22 protein-coding genes are annotated in these 21,480 nt (G+C 70.6%); 10 read left to right on the forward strand and 12 right to left on the reverse strand.

Going from position 1 to position 21,480, the window contains the following annotated elements:
* Positions 1–139: 139 nt before the first annotated feature.
* The 5 genes from BLP38_RS08835 to BLP38_RS08855 all read right to left on the reverse strand — a co-directional run bounded on the left by BLP38_RS08835 (position 140) and on the right by BLP38_RS08855 (position 3,104).
* A complete protein-coding gene (locus BLP38_RS08835; protein WP_231916467.1) occupies positions 140–490 on the reverse strand; it encodes a hypothetical protein in 351 nt (116 codons plus the stop codon).
* A 4-nt stretch (positions 491–494) separates the two neighbouring features.
* Positions 495–1,073, reverse strand: coding sequence for an Asp23/Gls24 family envelope stress response protein (locus tag BLP38_RS08840; protein WP_231916468.1), 579 nt, complete (start codon positions 1,071–1,073; stop codon positions 495–497).
* Positions 1,070–1,621, reverse strand: coding sequence for an RNA polymerase sigma factor (locus BLP38_RS08845; RefSeq protein WP_091359707.1), 552 nt, complete (start codon positions 1,619–1,621; stop codon positions 1,070–1,072). Before BLP38_RS08845 ends, BLP38_RS08840 begins: the two co-directional genes overlap by 4 nt.
* A 102-nt stretch (positions 1,622–1,723) precedes the next feature.
* Complete coding sequence (locus tag BLP38_RS08850; protein WP_157681086.1) at positions 1,724–2,749, reverse strand: winged helix DNA-binding domain-containing protein; 1,026 nt, start codon at positions 2,747–2,749, stop codon at positions 1,724–1,726.
* A gap of 13 nt (positions 2,750–2,762) precedes the next feature.
* Positions 2,763–3,104, reverse strand: coding sequence for a DUF6054 family protein (locus BLP38_RS08855; RefSeq protein ID WP_091356191.1), 342 nt, complete (start codon positions 3,102–3,104; stop codon positions 2,763–2,765).
* Between the two features lie 160 nt (positions 3,105–3,264).
* Between BLP38_RS08855 and BLP38_RS08860 the strand changes: the two genes are divergently transcribed.
* Positions 3,265–4,923, forward strand: coding sequence for a thiamine pyrophosphate-binding protein (locus BLP38_RS08860; RefSeq protein WP_091356196.1), 1,659 nt, complete (start codon positions 3,265–3,267; stop codon positions 4,921–4,923).
* Positions 4,924–5,012: 89 nt separating this feature from the next.
* Here the strand turns inward: BLP38_RS08860 and BLP38_RS08865 are convergent, their stop codons facing one another.
* The 4 genes from BLP38_RS08865 to BLP38_RS08880 form a co-directional block, all read right to left on the reverse strand.
* Positions 5,013–5,249 (reverse strand): PLDc N-terminal domain-containing protein, encoded by a 237-nt coding sequence (locus tag BLP38_RS08865; protein ID WP_091356199.1) that lies wholly within the window; start codon positions 5,247–5,249, stop codon positions 5,013–5,015.
* A 102-nt stretch (positions 5,250–5,351) separates the two neighbouring features.
* The gene (locus BLP38_RS08870; RefSeq protein ID WP_065569810.1) at positions 5,352–5,957 is read right to left on the reverse strand and encodes a DUF1349 domain-containing protein; all 606 of its coding nucleotides are present in this window, start codon (positions 5,955–5,957) and stop codon (positions 5,352–5,354) included.
* Between the two features lie 87 nt (positions 5,958–6,044).
* Positions 6,045–7,925 carry an FAD-dependent monooxygenase gene (locus tag BLP38_RS08875; protein WP_091356202.1) on the reverse strand — a complete coding sequence of 627 codons (1,881 nt, stop codon included), beginning with the start codon at positions 7,923–7,925 and terminating at the stop codon, positions 6,045–6,047.
* Between the two features lie 16 nt (positions 7,926–7,941).
* Positions 7,942–9,324 (reverse strand): MFS transporter, encoded by a 1,383-nt coding sequence (locus tag BLP38_RS08880; RefSeq protein WP_091356205.1) that lies wholly within the window; start codon positions 9,322–9,324, stop codon positions 7,942–7,944.
* Positions 9,325–9,429: 105 nt separating this feature from the next.
* Between BLP38_RS08880 and BLP38_RS08885 the strand changes: the two genes are divergently transcribed.
* Genes BLP38_RS08885 through BLP38_RS08910 form a run of 6 tightly spaced genes read left to right on the forward strand, consistent with a single transcriptional unit; the run spans position 9,430 to position 15,883 of the window.
* Entirely contained in the window at positions 9,430–10,926 is a 1,497-nt protein-coding gene (locus tag BLP38_RS08885) for a fumarylacetoacetate hydrolase family protein (protein WP_091356207.1), read from the forward strand.
* The gene (locus BLP38_RS08890; protein WP_091356210.1) at positions 10,923–11,606 is read left to right on the forward strand and encodes a GntR family transcriptional regulator; all 684 of its coding nucleotides are present in this window, start codon (positions 10,923–10,925) and stop codon (positions 11,604–11,606) included. Before BLP38_RS08885 ends, BLP38_RS08890 begins: the two co-directional genes overlap by 4 nt.
* Positions 11,607–11,629: 23 nt before the next feature.
* Complete coding sequence (gene hpaE, locus BLP38_RS08895) at positions 11,630–13,141, forward strand: 5-carboxymethyl-2-hydroxymuconate semialdehyde dehydrogenase (RefSeq protein WP_091356213.1); 1,512 nt, start codon at positions 11,630–11,632, stop codon at positions 13,139–13,141.
* A 29-nt stretch (positions 13,142–13,170) separates the two neighbouring features.
* Complete coding sequence (gene hpaD / locus BLP38_RS08900) at positions 13,171–14,334, forward strand: 3,4-dihydroxyphenylacetate 2,3-dioxygenase (protein ID WP_091356216.1); 1,164 nt, start codon at positions 13,171–13,173, stop codon at positions 14,332–14,334.
* On the forward strand, positions 14,334–15,119 hold the full coding sequence (locus BLP38_RS08905) for a 2-keto-4-pentenoate hydratase (RefSeq protein WP_020096684.1): 786 nt from the start codon (positions 14,334–14,336) through the stop codon (positions 15,117–15,119). Before hpaD ends, BLP38_RS08905 begins: the two co-directional genes overlap by 1 nt.
* Positions 15,104–15,883 (forward strand): HpcH/HpaI aldolase family protein, encoded by a 780-nt coding sequence (locus BLP38_RS08910; RefSeq protein WP_091356219.1) that lies wholly within the window; start codon positions 15,104–15,106, stop codon positions 15,881–15,883. The genes BLP38_RS08905 and BLP38_RS08910 overlap by 16 nt, the downstream gene beginning before the upstream one ends.
* 3 nt (positions 15,884–15,886) lie before the next feature.
* On the opposite strand, the gene BLP38_RS08915 is transcribed toward BLP38_RS08910, so the two are convergent.
* Positions 15,887–16,855: a squalene cyclase gene (locus BLP38_RS08915; protein WP_091356222.1), complete on the reverse strand. Its 969-nt coding sequence runs from the start codon at positions 16,853–16,855 to the stop codon at positions 15,887–15,889.
* A gap of 39 nt (positions 16,856–16,894) precedes the next feature.
* Positions 16,895–17,698, reverse strand: coding sequence for an NAD(P)H-binding protein (locus BLP38_RS08920; protein ID WP_091356225.1), 804 nt, complete (start codon positions 17,696–17,698; stop codon positions 16,895–16,897).
* A 166-nt stretch (positions 17,699–17,864) separates the two neighbouring features.
* On the opposite strand from BLP38_RS08920, the gene BLP38_RS08925 reads away from it, so the two are divergent.
* The 3 genes from BLP38_RS08925 to BLP38_RS08935 are packed head-to-tail and all read left to right on the forward strand — an operon-like array spanning position 17,865 to position 20,337.
* Entirely contained in the window at positions 17,865–18,725 is an 861-nt protein-coding gene (locus BLP38_RS08925) for an ABC transporter substrate-binding protein (RefSeq protein ID WP_091356227.1), read from the forward strand.
* A 20-nt stretch (positions 18,726–18,745) separates the two neighbouring features.
* The gene (locus BLP38_RS08930) at positions 18,746–19,591 is read left to right on the forward strand and encodes an amino acid ABC transporter permease (protein ID WP_091356230.1); all 846 of its coding nucleotides are present in this window, start codon (positions 18,746–18,748) and stop codon (positions 19,589–19,591) included.
* Positions 19,588–20,337 carry an amino acid ABC transporter ATP-binding protein gene (locus tag BLP38_RS08935; protein ID WP_269457013.1) on the forward strand — a complete coding sequence of 250 codons (750 nt, stop codon included), beginning with the start codon at positions 19,588–19,590 and terminating at the stop codon, positions 20,335–20,337. Before BLP38_RS08930 ends, BLP38_RS08935 begins: the two co-directional genes overlap by 4 nt.
* Positions 20,338–20,483: 146 nt before the next feature.
* Here the strand turns inward: BLP38_RS08935 and BLP38_RS08940 are convergent, their stop codons facing one another.
* Complete coding sequence (locus BLP38_RS08940) at positions 20,484–21,374, reverse strand: bifunctional methylenetetrahydrofolate dehydrogenase/methenyltetrahydrofolate cyclohydrolase (RefSeq protein ID WP_091356233.1); 891 nt, start codon at positions 21,372–21,374, stop codon at positions 20,484–20,486.
* Positions 21,375–21,480: the final 106 nt, after the last annotated feature.

The following is a 21,480-nucleotide window of genomic DNA, read 5'->3' on the forward strand; positions in this document are numbered from 1 at the left end:
GATGTCTCCTTTTTCTCGAACGATCTTGTCGACGCGGGTTCCGCGTCTCGGGCCGTTGCTTTCGGCCTCGTACATAAGAGGGACCGGCGTCCCGATTCGTCACAAAAAAGTTCGGAGAATCTTCGAGGAGAGGTTCGGCCTAGTGGATCCGGGCGATCTGGATGCTGATCTGCGCGTCCTCCGGGGTGTTCGTCAGGAGTGCATCGGCGACGCGGCGGGCAGCAGCGGGCGTGTTGTCGTGCGAGGCTGTCGCGATCCGTGCGGCGACGAGCGGCATCCCGTCCCGGACTGTCACCGCGATCTCCGCCATGCGGTCGTCGGCGGCTCCGGCGGCCGCCGCGATCAGCCCGGGGACGCGGCTGATGGCGGATCGGGGCGAGTAGACGTCGGTCACACCGTCGACGGCGCGGACGCGCGCGACGAGGTCGAGCTGGTCGGCCTGTCCGTCGGGGTTGTCCGCGGGGTGGTCGGTGGAGAGCGGTCCGGTCATGTGCTCACGCCTTCCCTTCTGTTCCGTGGAGCTCATCCACGGCGACGTTGACGGCGGTGACATTCAGTTCGGTGTGCTCGGCGAGCACCCGGTAGACGAGGGTGCGCAGGGAACTCGTGAGTTCCGGGATGGACTTCCCCCAGGCGACGGATGCCGTGAGCTCGATGCGCACCGGAGCACCCGGGGTCTCGGCGTCGCCGACGATCTCGGTTCGGCCGAGGTAGATGCCGTCGAGTTCGTCGGCGCTCGATCGCACCAGGGAGCGGACGGCGCCCTCGGTGACCGTGATCGTGACGCGGGGGTCGGGGTGATGGATGGGGAAGCTGCGACCGGCGCGGAGCTCGGAATGGATGACGGAGAGGATCCCTTCGAACCAGCTCTCGGGAGGGCGCGGCATCCGCTCTGCGTCATCCGCCAGCAGGTCGCGGGACAACTGGCCGACGCGCTCGAGCGCTTCGATCGCGTTCAGGCAGTCGGGGCACGACTCGATGTGGGGGTCGCGCGGCGTGCGACCGGCCTCGACGTACCTGCTGAGGTGCTCGATGGTGCGGCCGCAGTCGAGCGCGGAGTCGTCGTCGGTCATCGCCATCCCTCCATCTCGATCGCGATGCTCGCCCGCGCGCGGGCGAGCACTCCTCGGACGGTGCTCTCGGTCATGGTCATCTCTTCTGCGATCTCGGCGTAGCTCAGTTCTGCGACTTCCCGCAGCAACCAGCATCGGCGTTGATCCTCCTTCAGTCGATCGAGCGCTCTCGACAGGGCTGCCAAGCGGTCGTTCTGGATGGCCGTCCGCTCCGGCTGCGCCTGCAACGACGCCGGGAGGATCGCCTCATCGAGCGGATCCTCCTTCGACCTGCGCGTGGCGACGGCGAGTGCCTCGCGGCCGGCGATGCGCATGAGCCACGACCGGAAGGCCGCCGGGTCCCGGACGGTCGGCAACTGCTTCCAGGCCGTGACGAACGCATCCTGCACGACGTCGTCCGTGTCGGCCATCGAGCCGACGATGCGGTAGACGTAGGCGCGGACCAGCGAGGAGTGACGCCGGAGCAACTCACCGAACGCGACCGCGTCGCCGTCGATGGCCCGCTCGACGAGGATCCGGTCGGGAACATCGCGCGGACGAGAGGGCATCATGCTCTCCCTTCGACGGGCCCGCCGGGATCGGCGCGCATGAGAGCACGGTAATCCGGCCGGAAGAGAGCAAGAACTTGTTGCGCAACGACGCGAGGATCGCTAAGCGAATCCGAAGAAGCCGCGAACCCGGGCGAGCGCCTCGCTGACTCCGGCATCCGATTCGGCGGGGAAGAGTGTCGCTTCCGGGATGCCGCGGCTGCCGGCAGCGAGCGACAGAGCCCACGTCCCGACGGCGACACCGCCGCGCAGGAGAACGGGACGCACCATTCCGTTGGCGGTGGGTCCGACCGTGAGCCGGTCGCCGGCGCCCATCCCGACCGACCGGTCGGCGTAGGAGAGGACGTACTCGTCGAAGGCGGGGAGGGCCACGGTCCCGACGAGGGTTGCCCCTCCCGTGTCGGGCAGGGCGAGCAGCCCGTCGCCGAACGAGATCAACCGTTCCTCGGCCCGATCGGCGGCGGCGCGGGCTGCACCCGCAGGCAGGCCGGCCCACCACGCGAAGTCGCTGCTCGACGCAGGCCCGTGCCCGCGGAGGTAGGCGATCAGGAGGTCCGCCGTCGGATCTTCCGAGGCGGCGCCGGGGGGAGGAAGGGCGACGAGGTACTGCTCCCGCGCGACGCCCTCCTCGCGCGGGACGACGGGGCCGAGGGCGAGGACGCCGCGGATCGACAGCGCGGTGAGGATGCGGCTGCCCGCCGTGACCGACCCGGCGATGCCGTCTCGCTGGAGCGCGTCGACGAACGCCGCTCTCGTCAGGGGCCCTGCCGCGGCGAGCACGGTCCGGAAGACGCGTTCGCCGCGATCGAGGACCTCCGCGTCGATCCCGTACGCGCGCGCCTGCCGTTCGCCCGTGACGGCGAGGATGGCGCCGACGGCGGCCGGCTCGACGATGTGCAGGGTCCCGCGCTGCGTCCAGGCGCGCACGAGGCGTCCGTCGTCGAACGCGCGGTCGACCTCGCCGACGGTGACCTCGCCGGAGGTACGGATGCCGAGGGCCCACCGGCCCGCAGCGAAATCCTGCGCCTGCACCGCGAAAAGGCGGCCCGCGACGTCGGTGACGGTCGCCGCCGACTCGGCGAGCAGGTGCGACCGGAGTCGCCGGCTGCGGACCTCTGCGGCATCCATTCGTCGGCCCGCGTCAGGCCGTCGCGTACGGCTGGAGCGCATCGACGACGGTGGCGGCGAAATCGGCGCTCGCGCCCCAGTCGAAGCGGAACAGAGCGCCCTCCCCGCCGCCCGAGCCGCGGAACACGACCTTCGACGGACCCGCGAGGTTCTCGAGGAGCACCGTCAGCGAGGCCCGACTGCTCGTGCGCATGTAGTACTTCTCGAAGATCAGCAGCGCGCTCTGATGCCCGGCATCCGTCGCCGTCGCGTGCTGTCCCACGCACTCGACCGTCATCCCCGACGACTGCACGTGGTCGAGGACGATCCGGGCAGCGTCGAACGGCGTGAGGCTGATCTCCATCGTCTGCAGCATGATCGCAGTGTGCCACGGCGCGCCCTTCCGCGTGCCTATACTTGTGGCGTCCGGGACCGCTCGAGGTCCTGGTGCTCGGAAAAGGGGCACGCAGCCACCCGCATCGTCGCGGAGCGCGAGACATATACGGCATCCGTCGTCATCGTCTCCAGGAGCTGTCATGCCCACCGTCGCCGCCCACGTCGCCGCCGCCCTCGCCGCCCACGTCGAGCACGTTTTCGGCGTGATGGGCAACGGCAACGCCCTCGTCCTCGATGCGCTCGAGCGCCGCGACGACGTGGCGTTCACCGCAGTCCGCCACGAGGCCGGCGGGGTCGTCGCCGCCGATGCGCACTTCCGCGCCGGCGGCGGCCTCGCCGCAGCCACATCCACGTATGGGGCGGGCTTCACGAACACGCTCACCGCGCTCGCCGAGGCCGCGCAGGCGCGCGTGCCGCTCGTGCTCGTCGTCGGAGACGAACCGACCTCCGGCCCGCGGCCGTGGGACGTCGACCAGCTCTCGCTCGCGTCGGCCGTCGGAGTACGCACGTACACCGTCGGACGGACGGATGCCGCGGCCACGACGGTCATCGCGATCGAGCACGCGCTGTCGTTCCGCATCCCCGTCGTCCTGGCGATCCCCTACGACGTCGGGGGGCGCGACGCGGGCGAGATCCCGGCGACGCCCGATCCCGTCCTCCCCGCGCCCCTCGCCCCGACCGGACCTCACGCTCTCGCGACGGTCGCCGCGATCGCCCGCGCGCTCGCGGCGTCCGAGCGACCCCTGCTCCTCGCCGGCCGCGGCGCGTGGACGGCGGGCGCCGGCGAGCAGCTCGGGCGCCTCGCCGACGCGGTCGGGGCACTCACGGCATCCACCGCCCTCGGCCGTGGGGTGTTCCCGCGCGCCGAGTACGATCTGGGTGTCACCGGCGGATTCGGGGCGGAAGGCGCGATGGCGACGATCCGCGAGGCCGACGTCGTCGTGGTGTTCGGGGCGTCGCTCAACCAGTTCACGATGCGCTTCGGCGAGCTGCTCTCTCCCGACGCGACGATCGTGCAGGTCGATGTCGCGGCCGCGGCGACGCATCCGCAGGTCGGCCGGTACCTGCGGGCGGATGCCGCCCTCGCGGCGCGCGCGCTCGCCGACGAGCTCGAACGGCTCGAGGCGACCCCGTCGGTGTGGCGCGAGGCGGTGGACGTCGCGGGGCTCCGGACGTACGACGCCGGCGACGGGCTCGCGCCCGACGGACGGCTCGACCCCCGGAGCGCCGCCGCGACGATCGCGGAGCTGCTGCCCGAGGATCGGGTCGTCGTCTCGGACGGCGGGCACTTCATCGGCTGGGCGAACATGTTCTGGCCGGTGGCCTCGCCCGACCGCATGATGATGATCGGCACGGCGTATCAGTCGATCGGCCTCGGCTTCCCGTCGGTGCCGGGTGCCGCTCGCGCGCGGCCGGAGTCGACCATCGTCCTGACCACCGGCGACGGCGGCGGGCTGATGGCGATCGCCGACCTCGAGTCGGCCGTGCGCGTGGCGCGCGGCCGCGGGCTCGCGGTGGTGTGGAACGACGGTGCGTACGGCGCGGAGGTCCACCTCTACGGCGTCATGGGCCTCGCCCGCGGGCCGATGGAGATCCCCGAGGTCGACTTCGCCGGCCTCGCGCGCGCCGTCGGGGCGGAGGGGGTCATCGTGCGGACGCTCGACGACCTGCAGGCGCTCGCGCGCTGGCGCGAGCTCCCCGCCGACGAGCGGCCGTTCCTGCTGCTCGACCTGAGGGTCTCCGGCGCCGTCCGCGCCCCCTACCAGGAGGAGATCCTGCAGGTGAACCTGCGGCGCTGAGGCGCCGGCCAGGCGTCGAGCCGACGCGAACTGTCGTCAACGCGCCGGTTTGGCCGCACTTTGCGTCGGGTCGACGGCGAGCGTCCCGCTCACGCCTCGCGGCGCGGCATCCCTGCTCGTCGGCCGACTGCGAGCCACGCGACGGGACCCGCAACCGGGACCAGCAGCACCACGAGCACCCACACCAGCGCCTGCGTCGACGTCAGCCGCCGCGCCGACCGCGTGAGCGAAACGAGGGCGACGATCGCCAGCACGGCCGCCACCAGAGCGACGACCGACCAGACGATGTCGTATCCGGCCGGGAGCAGGGGGTTCACGGTGTCCACACCCCGACCCTAGCGGCGCTCGACCCGACACGAACGGCGCTCATTCCCGCCGGGTGGGTGCAGTTCGCGTCGGCTCGGCGCGCCGAGACGTCGGGGCGGTGCTCAGTCGCCGCTGCGCAGGTCCGCGACGGTGCGGCGCTCGAAGCCGACCTCGTCGAACGCGGCGCGGCATCCCTCGCCGGTCGGGCTCTGCACTTCGAAACCCACTCTCAGTCGGTCCGAGACACCCGGCAGCGTGAACGCGCGCACGAAGGTCCAGACGCCCCTGTCGTGGGCGTGGAACGCCAGGACGTTCCCCACCCGCGCGATCCGCAGCCGAGCCTCGGACGAGTCGAGGAGGAACGCGTTGGCATCGTCGGAGGTCCCCTTGGTCACGACCGAGACGACCATCGACTCGCCCGCCGGGGACCGCTCGACGCAGAGCTTGGCCCAGTTCGTGTCGTCGACCCACGCGAGGAGCACCCCGGCGTCGAACGTCGCGTGATGCTCGGGACGCACCCGAGCGACGAGGGTGAAGTCGCCTTCCGGGGGCGCGCCGAGGAGCGTGTTCGCGTTGAGCAGTGTCTCCGCGGCGACCCCGGTCGTCCCGCTGGGATCGACGAACAGATCCGTACCGGCAGGGGCGACCCCCTCGAGGACCGTCCCCCTCAGCGTCCACCCGGACTCGTCGGAGGCGTGGAGCTCGAAGGGCAGGTCAGGAAGGCGCATGCCGCGTTTCTATCAGATCGAGCCGTCGCAGATGGTCGGCGGGATGCCGCGAAAGCGGCCATCTGCGACGGCTCGACGCGTCGCGTCTCAGTCGGCGGGACGGAAGGCACCGGCGAGGAACTCGCCGAGCTCGGCGGTCGCGGCCAGCGGCAGGACGGCGGCGACGTACTGGTCGGGGCGGACGACGACGACCGCGCCGCTCGCCGAGATCCCGCGCTCGGCGAAGATGTCGACGTCCGTCCAGGTCGAGGGTCCGGTCGCATAGACCTTCTCCCAGTCCATGAGCCCGAGCGGCCCCGAGTGCGGTCGGAACACGGCGGGCACCGCCGCCATCTCGACCTCCTCGTACCGCCGCGGGTAGATCACCTTCGCGTCGAAGACGGCGTCGGGGTCGGCGCCCGCCGGCGTGTGCCGGGAGATCGGACCGGATGCCGAGGCGAACCACTCCGCCCAGGTCGAGAGGTCTTCGCCCGAGGCGTCGGCGAAGGCGTACACGCGCCACCGCCCGTCGGCCTTGGCATGGTGGCCGAGGTGCACGACGTTGCCGTCCGCGACCCGGACGACCTCGGCCGACTTCAGTCGCTTGCCGAGGGGGAACCCCGTCGCGAGGTCCTGGTGCTCGGCCCCTGCGACGATCGCCGAGGCCCCGTACTGCGTCATGAACCCCGAGGGGAACTCGGCGGTCGCGAGGTAGTAGGTCGCGAGGTCCTCGGGATCGGTGATCTCCTCGGGCTTGCGCGCCATCAGCGACGACCACTCCTTGTCGAAGTCGATCAGCTGCTGCGCGACGGGCCGCCGTTCGGCGCCGTAGGTGGCGAGGAGGGATGCCGGGGCCAGCCCCGTCAGCACGTGACCGAGCTTCCACCCCAGGTTGAACCCGTCCTGCATCGAGACGTTCATGCCCTGCCCGGCCTTGGCGCTGTGGGTGTGGCAGGCGTCGCCGGTGAGGAAGACCCGCGGATCGCGATCGGCGCCCTCGGGGACATCGTCGAACCCGTCGGTGACGCGGTGCCCGACCTCGTAGACGCTGTGCCAGGCGACCTGCTTCACGTCGATCGTGTACGGGTGGAGGATCTCGTTCGCCCGACGGACGACCTCCTCGATGGGCGTCTCGCGGACGCGGTGGTTGTCGTCCGCCGCGACCGCGCCGAGGTCGATGTACATGCGGCTGAGGTACCCGCCCTCGCGAGGGATGTGGAGGATGTTCCCCGCCGAGCTGTTGATGGCGCACTTGATGCGCCAGTCGGGGAAGTCGGTGTCGACCAGCACGTCCATGACGCCCCAGGCATGCTTCGACGCGTCGCCGACGTGCACGCGACCGATCGCCTGGCGCACACCGCTCCGGGCGCCGTCGCTACCGACGACGTATCGCGCCCGGATCACGCGCTCCTCCCCCGCACGCGGGCCGCCGACGTGGCGGACTGTGACGGCGACGGGAGCACCAGCATCCTCGGGCACCTCCAGCCCGACGAACTCGACGCCGTAGTCGGGCACGATCCGTCCGGGACCGTGCGCGGCGGCCTCGGCGAAGTAGTCGAGCACGCGCGCCTGGTTGACGATCAGGTGCGGGAACTCGCTGATCTTCAGCCCGTAGTCATCGGTCCGCGATGTGCGGCGGATGCGGCTCGGGTCGGCCGGGTCGGGGCCCCAGAAGTTCATGTAGCCGATGTTGTACGCCTCGGCGATGATCCGCTCGGCGAACCCGAACGCATGGAACGTCTCCACCGATCGCGGCTGGATGCCGTCGGCCTGACCCAGTTCGAGCCGACCGGTGCGCCGCTCGATGAGACGTGTCGAGACCTGCGGGAACTGCGACATCTGGGCGGCCAACAGCATCCCCGCCGGACCCGAGCCGACGATGAGCACGTCGGTCTCGTCGGGGAGCTCCTCGGGGCGGTCGACGCCGGTGCCGGCGGCGGGAAGGATCCGCGGGTCGCCCGAGACGTAGCCGTGGTGGTGGAACTGCATGGTTCTCCTCGAACGGTCAGGCGCGGGTGAGGCCGCGGACCGGGCTGACCGCCTGCTCCGCCTCGTGATCGGGGTCGAGCGGGATGCCGCTGCGATCGCGCAGCAGCAGCGTCGCCACCAGGCCCAGCACGGTCATGCCTGCCAGGTACCAGGTGACCGGGGTGGTCGAGCCGAAGGCGGCGACGAGCGCCGTCGCGATCGTCGGTGCGAAGGCGCCGCCGAGGATCGCTCCGATCGCGTACGAGATCGAGACGCCCGAGAAGCGGATCGACGCGGGGAACAGCTCGGCGTAGAGCGCGGCCTGGGGTCCGTACGTGAAGCCGAGGCCGATCGTGAGGATCGCGAGCCCCAGGAAGAGGACGAAGACGTTCCCCGTATTGACCAGTGGGAAGAGCGTGAACACACCCACGAGCTGCATGATCCAGCCCGCGATGTAGGTCGTGCGGCGCCCGATCCGGTCGGAGACGAATCCCGCGACGAGCGTCGAGAGCAGCCACGTGACCGCGGACCCGGTCACCGCCCAGAGCACCGGGCCGCGGTCGAGGCCGAGGGGGCCTTCGGGGTTGGTCGCGTAGCCCTGGATGTACCCGCCGGTGGTCATGTAGCCGACGGCGTTGTTCCCGGCGAAGACGAAGGCGGCGATGATCACGAGCACCGCGTGCTTGCGGAACAGCTCGACGATCGGCATCCGACTGTGCTCCTTGCGCTCGGCGAGCTCGAGGAAGACGGGGCTCTCCTCCACGCGGCGACGGACGTACCAGCCGACGAGGATGAGGACGACGCTGAGCAGGAACGGCACGCGCCAGCCCCACTCGAGGAACTGCTCCCCCGGTGCGATCGCCGACATGAGCGCCATGACGCCCGAGGCGAGCAGCAGACCGAGCGGTACGCCGATCTGCGGCGACGCTCCGAACGCGCCGCGGCGGGTCTTGGGGGCGTGCTCGACGGCCATGAGCACGGCGCCGCCCCATTCGCCGCCGGCGGAGATGCCCTGCAGGATGCGCAGGAGCACGAGGATGATGGGCGCGGCGAGCCCGATCGACTCGTAGCTCGGGAGCACACCGATGAGCGCGGTGGCGATCCCCATGAGGATGAGCGTCCACATGAGCACGACCTTGCGGCCGTACTTGTCACCGAGGTGGCCGGCGAGGAACGCGCCGAGGGGCCGGAACAAGAAGCTCACGCCGACGGTCGCGAATCCGATGAGGACGCTGTCCTTGCCGAGCGGGGCGAAGAAGAGCTGTCCGAACACGAGCCCGACGGCGGTCGCGTAGATGAAGAAGTCGTACCACTCCACGGTGGTGCCGACGACGGTGGCGAACACGACGCGGCGGCGGTCCGCGGCGGTCGCGATGGTCCCGGTGGGGGTGAACCCGCGAGGGGTGGGGGAAGTACTCATGCTGACTCCTGTGTCATCCGACGTCTTCGTCGATTACCGGTTGTCCGGTGCAGCCCGATCATATACGATTTGAGATACGACGCAAGGGCGAGGGAGCTCATGAGTATGCAGAACGACGACACGGTGACGGATGCCGCATCCCGCGATCCTCGCTACGCCGCCCTCCCCGGCCGGCCGGGCAAGATCGTCGCCGTCCACCTGAACTACCGGTCACGCGCCGCGCAGCGCGGACGCACCCCCGCGGCGCCGTCCTACTTCTTCAAGTCCACGGGCTCCGTCTCGGCGTCCGGCGGAACGGTAGAGCGGCCCGTCGGAACCGAGCTCCTCGCCTTCGAGGGCGAGATCGCGCTCGTCATCGGTACGGCGGCCCGCCGCGTCAGCGCTGACCGGGCGTGGGAGCACGTCGCCGGCGTCACGGCATCCAACGACCTCGGCCTCTACGACCTGCGGGCGAACGACAAGGGGTCGAACGTCCGCTCCAAGAGCGGCGACGGCTTCACCCCGCTCGGCCCCGTCGTCCTCGACGCCCGCCTGCTCGACCCGGCCGCGTTGCGCGTACGAACCTGGGTCAACGGCGAGGTCGCCCAGGAGGGCTCCACCGACGACCTTCTCTTCCCCCTCCCGCAGATCGTCGCAGACCTGTCGCAGCACTTCACACTCGAACCCGGCGACGTCATCCTCACCGGCACGCCCGCGGGCTCGTCGGTCATCGTCCCCGGCGACGTGGTCGAGGTCGAGGTCGACGCCCCCTATACCGGCGCATCCACCGGCCGACTCACGACGACCGTCGTCGACGGCCCCGACATCGCGTTCGACCCGGCGCTCGGCTCGCTTCCCCACGTCGACGACACGCAGCGTGAAGAAGCCTGGGGCTCCCGCGAGGCCGCCGGGCTCGCTGCGGCATCCGCTCTCTCCCCCGATCTCCGCGCGAAGCTCGAGCGCGTCCCCGTCGCGGGGCTGTCGCAGCAGCTGCGCAAGCGCGGTCTCGACAACGTCACCATCGACGGCGTCGCCCCGCTCCACCCCGATGCGAAGCTCGTCGGCGTCGCCGCGACGCTCCGCTTCGTACCGAACCGCGAGGACCTGTTCCAGAGCCACGGCGGCGGTTACAACGCACAGAAGCGCACGTTCGACACGGTCCGCGAAGGCGAGGTCATCGTGATCGAGGCGCGTGGCGAGGCCGGTTCCGGCACGCTCGGCGACATCCTCGCCATCCGTGCGCACGCGCAGGGGGCGGCCGGCATCGTGACCGACGGCGGCGTGCGCGACATCGCCGCGGTGGCCGCGGTCGGCATCCCGGTCTACACCGCGGGCGCGCACCCGGCGGTCCTCGGTCGCAAGCACGTGCCGTGGGATGCCGGGGGCACGATCGCCTGCGGCGGCACGACCGTGCAGCCGGGCGACATCATCGTGGGCGACCGCGACGGCGTGATCGTGCTGCCGCCCGCGCTCGCCGAGGAGGTCGCCGACGCGGCCCTCGCGCAGGAGGACGAGGACGCCTGGATCGCCGACCGCGTCGCGGAAGGCGAATCGGTCGACGGGCTCTTCCCGATGAACGCCGCGTGGCGGGGGCGCTACGAGGCGGAGCGGGGCGCCCGATGAGCGAGGTCGCGGCCCCGAGCAAGTCGCAGCAGGCGTACGCGTGGATAAAGGAGCGCATCGTCAGCGAGGCGTTCACCCCCGGCTACCGCCTCGTCCTCGGCAGCATCGCGGGCGAACTCGACATGAGCGTCGTCCCGGTGCGCGAGGCGATCCGCCAGCTCGAGGCCGAGGGTCTCGTCACCTTCGAGCGCAACGTCGGCGCGCGCGTCGCGATGGTCGACGACTCGCAGTACCGCTTCAGCATGCAGGCGCTGTCGATCCTCGAGGGCACCGCCACCGCGCTGTCCGCCCGCGCCCTCACCGAGTCCGACGTCCGGCGAGCGCGCGACATCAACGAGCTCATGATCGAGACGCTCGACCACTTCGACCCACGCGCCTTCACCCGGTTGAACCAGGAGTTCCACGCGACCCTCTTCGAGCGCTGCGCGAACCCGCGGATGCTGGAGCTCGTCCAGGTCGAGTGGGCGCGGCTCGGGCACCTCCGCGATTCCACGTTCAGCTTCGTGCCGGGGCGCGCGCAGGAGTCGGTCCGCGAGCACGAGCAGATCCTCGTGCTCATCGAGCGGAGCGCTCCCCTCAGCGAGATCGAGTACGCCGCGCGTCGACACCGCTCGGCGACCCTCGACGCCTACATGACCCACGAGCACCCCGACCAGGCCCTCGGCCTGCCGAACTTCTGACCCCTCGAGCAAGGACGCACGACATGACGGATCCCACGCTGGCGGCGCCGCACACGCCCGCCGACCTGCCCACCCGCATCCAGCACTACATCGACGGTGCCTTCGTCGACTCGGCGGACGGCGACACGTTCGACGTCCTCGATCCCGTGACGAACCGTGTCTACCTGCAGGCCGCGGCCGGCAAGAGGGCCGATGTGGATGCCGCCGTCGCCGCCGCGCGCCGCGCGTTCACCGACGGCCCGTGGCCGCGGATGCTGCCGCGCGAGCGCTCGCGCGTGCTGCACCGCATCGCCGACATCGTCGAGTCGCGCGACGCCCGGCTCGCGGAGCTCGAGTCGTTCGACTCGGGTCTGCCGATCACGCAGGCGCTCGGCCAGGCCCGTCGCGCCGCCGAGAACTTCCGGTTCTTCGCCGACCTGATCGTCGCCCAGTCCGACGACACGTTCAAGGTGCCGGGTCGCCAGATCAACTACGTCAACCGCAAGCCGATCGGCGTCGCGGGGCTCATCACCCCGTGGAACACGCCGTTCATGCTCGAGTCCTGGAAGCTCGGTCCCGCCCTCGCCACGGGCAACACGGTCGTGCTGAAGCCCGCCGAGTTCACTCCCCTCTCGGCATCGCTCTGGGCCGGGATCTTCGAAGAGGCCGGCCTCCCGCAGGGCGTCTTCAACCTCGTCAACGGCCTCGGCGAGGACGCCGGCGACGCGCTGGTGAAGCACCCCGACGTGCCGCTCATCTCCTTCACCGGCGAGAGCTCGACCGGCAAGCTCATCTTCGCCAACGCCGCTCCCTGGTTGAAGGGCCTGTCGATGGAGCTCGGCGGCAAGAGCCCCGCGATCGTCTTCGCCGACGCCGACCTCGACGCCGCCATCGACGCGACGATCTTCGGGGTCTTCTCCCTCAACGGCGAGCGCTGCACGGCGGGCAGCCGCATCCTCGTGCATCGCGACGTGTACGACGAGTTCGTCGAGCGCTACGCCGCCCAGGCGCAGCGCGTGAAGGTCGGATTCCCGCACGATCCTGCCACCGAGGTCGGTGCCCTCGTGCACCCCGAGCACTACGACAAGGTCATGTCGTACGTCGAGATCGGCAAGGGGGAGGGTCGCCTCGTCGCCGGCGGCGGTCGCCCCGAGGGGTTCGCCGACGGCAACTTCGTCGCGCCCACGGTGTTCGCCGACGTGCCCCCGACGGCGCGCATCTTCCAGGAGGAGATCTTCGGACCCGTCGTCGCGATCACGCCCTTCGACACCGATGAGGACGCTCTCGCCCTCGCCAACGACACGAAATACGGCCTCGCCGCCTACGTGTGGACGAACGACCTGAAGCGGGCCCACAACTTCTCGCAGGCCGTCGAGGCCGGCATGGTGTGGCTGAACTCGAACAACGTCCGCGACCTGCGTACGCCCTTCGGCGGCGTGAAGGCCTCCGGACTCGGTCACGAGGGCGGCTACCGCTCGATCGACTTCTACACCGACCAGCAGGCCGTGCACATCACGCTCGGCAAGGTTCACAATCCCACCTTCGGCACGCGCTGAACCCGCCTCGATCACGCAAGGACGCTGACATGAGCCACCGCGACGGCATGACCAAGACCTCCTCCGGGTTCTTCGTCTCGCAAGAAGCCCCCATCCGCACCGACGACCCGGTGCAGACCCCCACCTCCCCCGCCCCCGACATCCTGCGCTGCGCGTACATGGACCTGGTCGTCACCGACCTCGCGGCATCCCGCCAGTTCTACGTCGACATCCTGGGACTCCACGTCACCGAGGAGGACGACGAGGTCATCTACCTGCGCTCGACCGAGGAGTTCATCCACCACAACCTCGTACTGCGGAAGGGTCCCGTCGCCGCCGTCGCCGCGTTCTCGTACCGCGTCCGCACTCCCGAAGACCTCGACCGGGCGGTCGCGTTCTACGAGGAGATCGGATGCCGCGTCGAGCGCCGCACCGAGGGGTTCACGAAGGGCATCGGCGACTCGGTGCGCGTCGAGGACCCGCTCGGCTTCCCTTACGAGTTCTTCCACCAGAGCGAGCACGTCGAGCGGCTGTCGTGGCGCTACGACCTGCAGATCCCGGGCGAACTCGTCCGCCTCGACCACTTCAACCAGGTGACGCCCGACGTCCCGCGCGCGGTGCGCCACTACCAGGACCTGGGGTTCCGGGTGACCGAGGACATCCAGGACGAGGACGGCACGGTCTACGCGGCGTGGATGCGGCGGAAGCCCACCGTGCACGACACCGCCGCGACCGGCGGCGACGGGCCTCGCATGCACCACGTCGCCTTCGCGACGCACGAGAAGCACAACATCCTCGCGATCTGCGACAAGCTCGGCGCGCTGCGACGCTCCGACGCGATCGAGCGGGGACCGGGCCGGCACGGCGTCTCGAACGCCTTCTACCTGTACCTGCGCGACCCCGACGGCCACCGGGTGGAGATCTACACGCAGGATTACTACACCGGTGACCCCGACAACCCGGTCATCACGTGGGACGTGCACGACAACCAGCGACGCGACTTCTGGGGCAACCCCGTCGTCCCGTCCTGGTACACCGAGGCATCCCTCGTGCTCGACCTCGACGGCAACCCGCAGCCCGTCCGCACCCGGGAGGACCGCAGCGAGATGGCGGTCACGATCGGCGCCGACGGCTTCTCGTACACCCGTGAGGGCGATGACGAGGCGATGCCCTCGTGGAAGCAGGGCGAGTACAAGCTCGGGAACCAGCTCTGATGCTGTCCACCGAGGACGTCTCGCGCATCGCGGACGAGCTCGCCGAGGCCGATCGTACGCACGGCGTCATCCCACGGATCACCGCACGCCACCCCGAGGCCACGGTCGAGGACTCCTACGCGATCCAAGGCGTCTGGCGCGACCGGATGGTCGCGTCGGGCCGGCGCCTCGTCGGTCGCAAGATCGGGCTGACCTCCAAGGCGATGCAGCAGGCGACCGGGATCACCGAGCCCGACTACGGGGTCATGTTCGACGACACCGTCTACCGCTCGGGCGACAGCATCCCCGTCGACCACTTCTCGAACGTCCGGATCGAGGTCGAACTCGCCTTCGTCCTTGCGAGCCCGCTCGAAGGCCCCGACTGCACGCTCGAGGACGCCCTCGCGGCGATCGACTACGCCGTACCCGCGCTCGAAGTGCTGAACTCGCACATCGAACTCGAGGGCCGCACGATCGTCGACACGATCAGCGACAACGCCGCCTACGGTGCAATGGTTCTCGGCATCGAACACCGCCGCCCCGACGAGATCGACCTGCGCTGGGTGCCGGGGGTGCTCTCACGCAACGGCGAGATCGAGGAGACCGGTGTCGCGCAGGGGGTCCTCGGCCACCCCGCGACGGGCGTCGCGTGGCTCGCCAACAAGATCCACCAGCACGGCGCACGTCTCGAGGCGGGCGAGATCATCCTCGCCGGCTCGTTCACGCGGCCGGTGTGGGTGTCGCGGGGCGACGAGGTGCGCTGCGACTATGGGCCGATGGGAGTGATCGAATGCCGTTTCATCTGAACCCGACGTTCCGCGAAGCGCTGACGGATGCCGACCGTCCCCTCGCGGGCATGTGGGTGTGCTCCGGGTCGCCGCTGGTCGCAGAGATCTGCGCAGGCTCGGGCTTGGACTGGCTGCTCATCGACATGGAGCACTCTCCGAACGGGCTCGAGTCGGTGCTCGCGCAGCTGCAGGCCGTCGCCGCCGCCCCCGTGACGGCGGTCGTCCGCGTGCCGATCGGTGACGTCGTGACGATCAAGCAGGTGCTCGACCTCGGCGCACAGAACATCCTCGTGCCGATGGTCGATACGGCCGCGCAGGCGGCGGAGCTCGTGGACGCCGTGCGGTACCCCCCGCGCGGGCGCCGCGGGGTCGGGTCCGCCCTCGCTCGCTCCGCCCGCTGGAACCGCGTCGAGGAGTACCTCGCCGGCGCTGACCGCCACGTGTCGCTGTTCGTGCAGGTCGAGACGGTCGAGGGCGTCCGGAACGCCGCCGAGATCGCGGCGGTCGACGGTGTGGACGGCGTGTTCGTCGGTCCGAGCGATCTCGCGGCCTCGATGGGCCTGCTCGGCGCGCAGACGCATCCCGACGTCGTCGCCGCCGTCCTCGAGGCGTTCATGGCCGTGCGCGGTGCAGGCAAGCCGGTCGGCGTGAACGCCTTCGATCCGGATGCCGCGCAGCGCTACCTCGACGAGGGGGCGTCGTTCGTGCTGGTCGGCGCCGACGTCGCCCTCCTCGCCCGCGGATCCGAGGCGCTGGCCGCTCGATGGTCAGTTCCGCGCTGAGCGTCAGCGGGAGGCATCCCACCACTGCAGGACGCGGAGCGAGAGGAACGTGAGCCACCGCGACGGCTGACCCTCGGGTGCGTCGATGTCGAACCATCGCCTGCCCTCGAGCGTCCGCCCCTGGTGCCACGTGCCGTCGGCGTCACGTGCGGCGCGGACCATCTCGATCGCCTCGGCGAGCCGCGGGTCCGGCGGGGTGCCGTCCTGCAGAGCGGCATCCCGGAAGTGATCGAGCGCGGCGAGCGTGCTGTACCGATGCCGGTTGGGGTAGACGAAATCGGTCACGAACGGTCCGACGAGGTCCCCTGTCGACAGCCGGTACGCGAGCCGCCGTTCGAGGAGGTACTCCTCGCCGCGGTGGCGGCTGTCGCGCAGTGCCGTGTCGCTAGTGGACGTCTCGTAGGCGAGCATGCCGCGCAGGGCATTCAGCGTGGAGTGGAACGACCCACGCACCGAGTCACCCTCCTCCGCCTCGCAGTTCCAGCCGCCGTCGGCGAGCTGATGCGCGGGGAACCAGCGCACCAGCGTCGAGACGTCCGCGCCGAGCCAGGCGCCCGTCCCGAGCGTGAACGCGTTGATGCAGACGTCCACCTCTCCACCCCAGTGCGGGAGGTCGTCGTACTCCCAGCGGCTGTTGCAGTCGAGCTTCGCCGCGGTGTCCCCGAGAGCGGATGCCGGCACTCCCCACTCGCGCAGGTCTTTGAGCGTCCAGGTCGTCGCCGTCCACGGCTGGCCCGGCATCTCGGACTCGGGGCTGCCGAAGAACCCGGCCGGGAAGTACGCACCGCCCTCCCACTGCCCGTCGTCCCCCTGATGCGCGAGGAGCGTCGCTCCGTTCCCCTCGGTCGCGACGCGCGCACGCGTGGCCTCCCACTGCGCGGGCGGCGCGCCGAGCAGGTCGCGCTCTACCTGCCAGCGGAGCGAAGGGTCCGAGTCCAGCAGCCAGTCCAGCGTCGCCTGCGTGAGGGTCATGTCCGCATCCTCGCGCGGGCCGCCGACATCCGCCAGGGCTCAGCCCCGCTGAGCGAGCATCTCGCCGTAGCCGTCCTCGAACGTCGGGTACGCGAGGCCGTCGACGACCTCACCCAAGCGCGTACCGTCGAGCACGGTGCCGCGCCGTTCGGCGGGTTCGCCGCGCGGCGGCACCGGCACGCCCAGCCGGTCGGCGAGGAACGCGACCACCTCGCCCAGGGTCGCCGGGCGCCTGTCGACGGCGTGCAGCACAGCAGGCACCTGGTCCGCCTGCAGCAGCGTCAGGATCGTGCGGACGACGTCGGTCTCGTGGATGCGGTTGGTGCGGCGGTCGTGGTCCACGTCGGCGCCCGCCAGCACCTGACGGATGAGCCGGTCACGTCCCGGTCCGTAGATGCCCGCGGGTCGCAGGATCGTCGCCCCCAGCAGCGCGACCGCGCGCACCTCGCCATCGACGAGCTGTTGCGCGCGCTCCCCGCGGGGCCGAGGCTCGTCGCTCTCGGTCAGCGGCCTCTCGTCGCCGTACCCCTCGAGCACCCGGGTGGACGACACCCAGATCGTGCGCGCCGGCCGCGCCGGCAGCGCCTCGGCGACACGACTGATCGCACCGGCGAGGAAGTCCGGCTCATCCCCCGGCGGCAGCGTCACGACGACCGCGTCGACCGCCGGCAGCGACTCCGTGAGCGGCCGGGACAAGTCCGCGGCGATGTGCCGCCAGCCGTCCGCACCGGATGCCGCCGACCGCCGCAGCGTGACGACCTCGCCGCCCGCGCGGCGCAGTTCCTCCGCCACCCGCGATCCGATGCGTCCAGAACCGACCAGGAGAGTGCGTGGAAGGACCATGCCCCCATCCTCTCAGCGGCGCGGGATGACGGCCGTGTAACAAAGCGACGCCGCCGCACCCGCGGCATCCGTCTGCGCGCGAGAATGAACTCCGGCTCCCCGCGAAACGCGGCGATGCCCACCCGACCCCCTCGTCCGAGCACCCTCGGCGCCCCCGGAGGCCCTCATGTCCCGACGTCCCGCCCTGCGCACCGCACTCGCCGCCTCCGCCGCGGCCCTCGCTCTGCTCCTCGGAGGCTGCGCGACGAGCGCCGCACCCGGGTCCGCGCCGTCCTCGGATGCCGCACCCTCCCCCGACGACTACGTCACGGCCGGCAAGTTCACAGTCGCGACCGGCGAGACCGCGTACGAGCCCTACGTCATCGACGACAAGCCTGAGACCGGCAAGGGCTTCGAGGCCGCCGTGGCGTACGCCGTAGCCGACAAGCTCGGGTTCGCGAAGGACGACGTCGAGTGGGTGCGCACGAGCTTCGAAGCCGCGATCGCCCCCGGCCCCAAGAGCTTCGACGTCAACATCCAGCAGTACACGATCACCGACGACCGCAAGAAGGGCGTCGACTTCTCGTCGCCGTACTACGCCGCGAGCCAGTCGATCATCGCCCTGAAGGGCGGCAAGGCCGACGGCGTGACCGACCTCGCGGGGCTCAAGTCCCTGACGATCGGCGCCATGGCGAACTCGACCAGCGCGCTCACCCTCGATGCCCTCGACCTCGGCGTGACGCCGAAGCTCTACAACTCGAACGAGGACGCGACCGCGGCCCTCGGCGCCGGACAGGTGGATGCCGTCGTCCTCGACACCCCCACCGCCTACGTCGCGGTCAACTTCTACATCGAGAACTCGTTCTTCGTCGGTGAGCTCCCGAAGGCCGGCATCGAAGACCAGTGGGGACTCCTGCTCGCAAAGGACTCGCCGCTGACGCCCGCCGTGAGCGCCGCCGTCGACGAGCTGCGCGAAGACGGCACCCTGGCGGGGCTCGAGAAGGAGTGGCTGTCGGGGCTCACCGAGGGTGTGACGGAACTCAAGTGAGGACGCGCTAGCGTCGATCCGTGAGTACCCCTACCCCGAGCGCGCTCGAGCTCGACCGCCGCGCCTATCGGCGGAGCCGAGAGCGGCGGTCCGTGCTGATCGCGATCCTCTCGACCGCCGCGTTCGCGGTGATCGTCTGGGCGACCGTCATCAACACGGAAGGCTGGGCGAAGGTCCAGCAGGGCTTCTTCGATCCTGCGACCGCGCTCGAGGCTCTTCCCAAGGTGTGGGACGGCTTCCTCATCAACCTCACGGTGCTCGGCATCTCGATCTTCACCGTGGGCGCCGTCGCACTCCTCATCGCTCTGCTCCGGACGCTCCGCGGGCCCGTCTTCTTCCCCGTCCGCGCGGTCGCGGCCGGCTACACCGACCTGTTCCGCGGGCTGCCCTTCATCATCGTGCTGTACCTCGTCGGATTCGGCCTGCCCACGATCGTCGGAGAACGCATCGATGAGCTGTTCCTCGGCATCCTCGCGGTCACCCTCACATACTCGGCGTACGTCGCCGAGGTGATCCGGGCGGGCATCGAATCGGTGCACCCGTCGCAGCGTCTCGCGGCGCGCGCGCTCGGCCTGAACCACGTGCAGACGCTCCGACGGGTCGTCCTGCCGCAGGCGCTCCGCAAGATGACGCCGGCGCTCATGAACGACTTCATCTCGATGCAGAAGGATGTGGGACTCATCTCGATCATCGCGGGTCTCGACGCGATCGCGCGCGCGAAGGGCGTCGTGGCGACGACCTACAACTTCACGCCGTACGTCGTGGCCGGCATCCTCTTCATCCTGCTCGCGATCCCCACGATCCGTCTGACCGACTGGTACACGGCGAGACTCCGCGAGCGCGAGCAGTCGGGATCGGTCCTGTGAGCGACGTCTTGCGGGCGGATGTCCTTCGAGCCACGGGCATCCACAAGTCGTTCGGAGACCGTGAGGTCCTGAAGGGCGTCGACGTGACGCTCGGTGCGCACGAGGTCGTCGCGCTCATCGGCGCGAGCGGGTCGGGAAAATCGACGCTGCTGCGCTGCCTCGGGCTTCTCGAACCCATCGACGACGGGCAGATCTTCCTCGGCGACGAGGACATCTCCGATCCCCGCGTCGACGGCAACCGCGTGCGGGCGCGCCTGGGCGCGGTGTTCCAGAGTTTCAACCTGTTCCCGCATCTGTCCGTGCTCGACAACGTCACGCTCGCGTCCCGCGTCGTGCACCGGATGCCGCGCCGCGAGGCCGAAACCCGCGCGGCCGAGCTGCTAGCCCGGGTGGGGCTCGCCGACAAGGCGAAGGATCACCCCGATCGGTTGTCGGGCGGTCAGCAGCAGCGCGTCGCCATCGCGCGCGCGATCGCGACCGACCCCGAGGTGCTCCTGCTCGACGAGATCACCTCGGCGCTCGATCCGGAGCTCGTCGGCGAGGTCCTCGAGCTCGTTCGCGATCTCGCGTCGGAAGGCGCGACGATCCTCATGGCGACGCACGAGATGGCGTTCGCGCGCGACGTCGCCGATCGCGTCGTGTTCCTCGACGCCGGCACGATCGTCGAGCAGGGCCCCTCCGCATCGGTGCTGCGGAACCCGCAGGAGGCCCGTACCCGCGCCTTCCTCGCACGCGTCACCGCCTGAGCGGCGCGCGCAGCCGCCGGGGCGTCGACGGATGCAAGGGATGCCGGGCGACACCCGGCATCCCTCGTCACCTCACCGGCGTGTCGTGCGCGATCTATTGCATCCGCGAACGGCCCGTCCGCGAACGGCTGAGGTCGTGAGAAGCCTCAGACCCGCAGCCCCGCCGCGCGCTCGGCAACCTCGACCACGTTGGTCATGAGCAGCGCGACGGTCATCGGTCCGACACCCCCGGGGTTCGGCGAGACCCAGCCCGCGACCTCGGCGACATCCGGGTGGACGTCGCCGTAGACGCGGCTCTTGCCGGTCTCGGGGTCGTCCTCGCGGGTGACGCCGACGTCGAGGACGGCAGCGCCCGGCTTCACGTGCTCAGCGGTGACGATGTGCTTGACGCCCGCCGCGGCGACGATGACGTCGGCTTCGCGCAGGTGCGCGCCGAGGTCGGTCGTCCCGGTGTGGGTGAGCGTGACGGTCGCGTTGTACTCGCGGCGCGTGAGCAGCAGACCGATCGACCGGCCGATCGTGACTCCGCGGCCGACGACGACGACGTGCTTGCCCGCCAGGTCGTAGCCGTTCCGCACCAGCAGCTCGATGACGCCGCGGGGCGTGCAGGGCAGCGGCGACGCGATCGGCGTGTTGACGTTGAGCACCAGGCGACCGAGGTTCGTCGGGTGGAGGCCGTCGGCATCCTTCTCGGGATCGATCCGCTCGAGGATGCGGTCGGTGTCGAGGTGCTTCGGCAACGGCAACTGCACGATGTAGCCGTGGCAGGCGGGGTCGGCGTTGAGCTCGTCGATCAGCGCCTCGACCTGCTCCTGCGTCGCGTCCGCCGGAAGCTCGCGCTGGATCGAGTTCATCCCGATCGCCTCGGACTGCCGGTGCTTCATTCCGACGTAGAGCTGGGATGCCGGGTCCGCACCCACGAGCACGGTCGCGATACCGGGCGTCACGCCGTGCTCCTTCAGCACGGCGACGCGCTCGGCGAGCTCGGTCTTGATCGCGGCCGAGGCCGCCTTCCCATCGAGGATCTGCGCGGTCATGGTGTCTCCTCTCGTCGCCCCTCGACCGCGAGACTGCACCGAGAGCTCGAGACTGCGGTCCGGGACCACTGTCTCGCGGCGTGCGTGCAGTCTCGCGGGCGGAGGA

It is taken from the genome of Microbacterium sp. LKL04 (assembly GCF_900102005.1).
GTDB lineage: Bacteria > Actinomycetota > Actinomycetes > Actinomycetales > Microbacteriaceae > Microbacterium.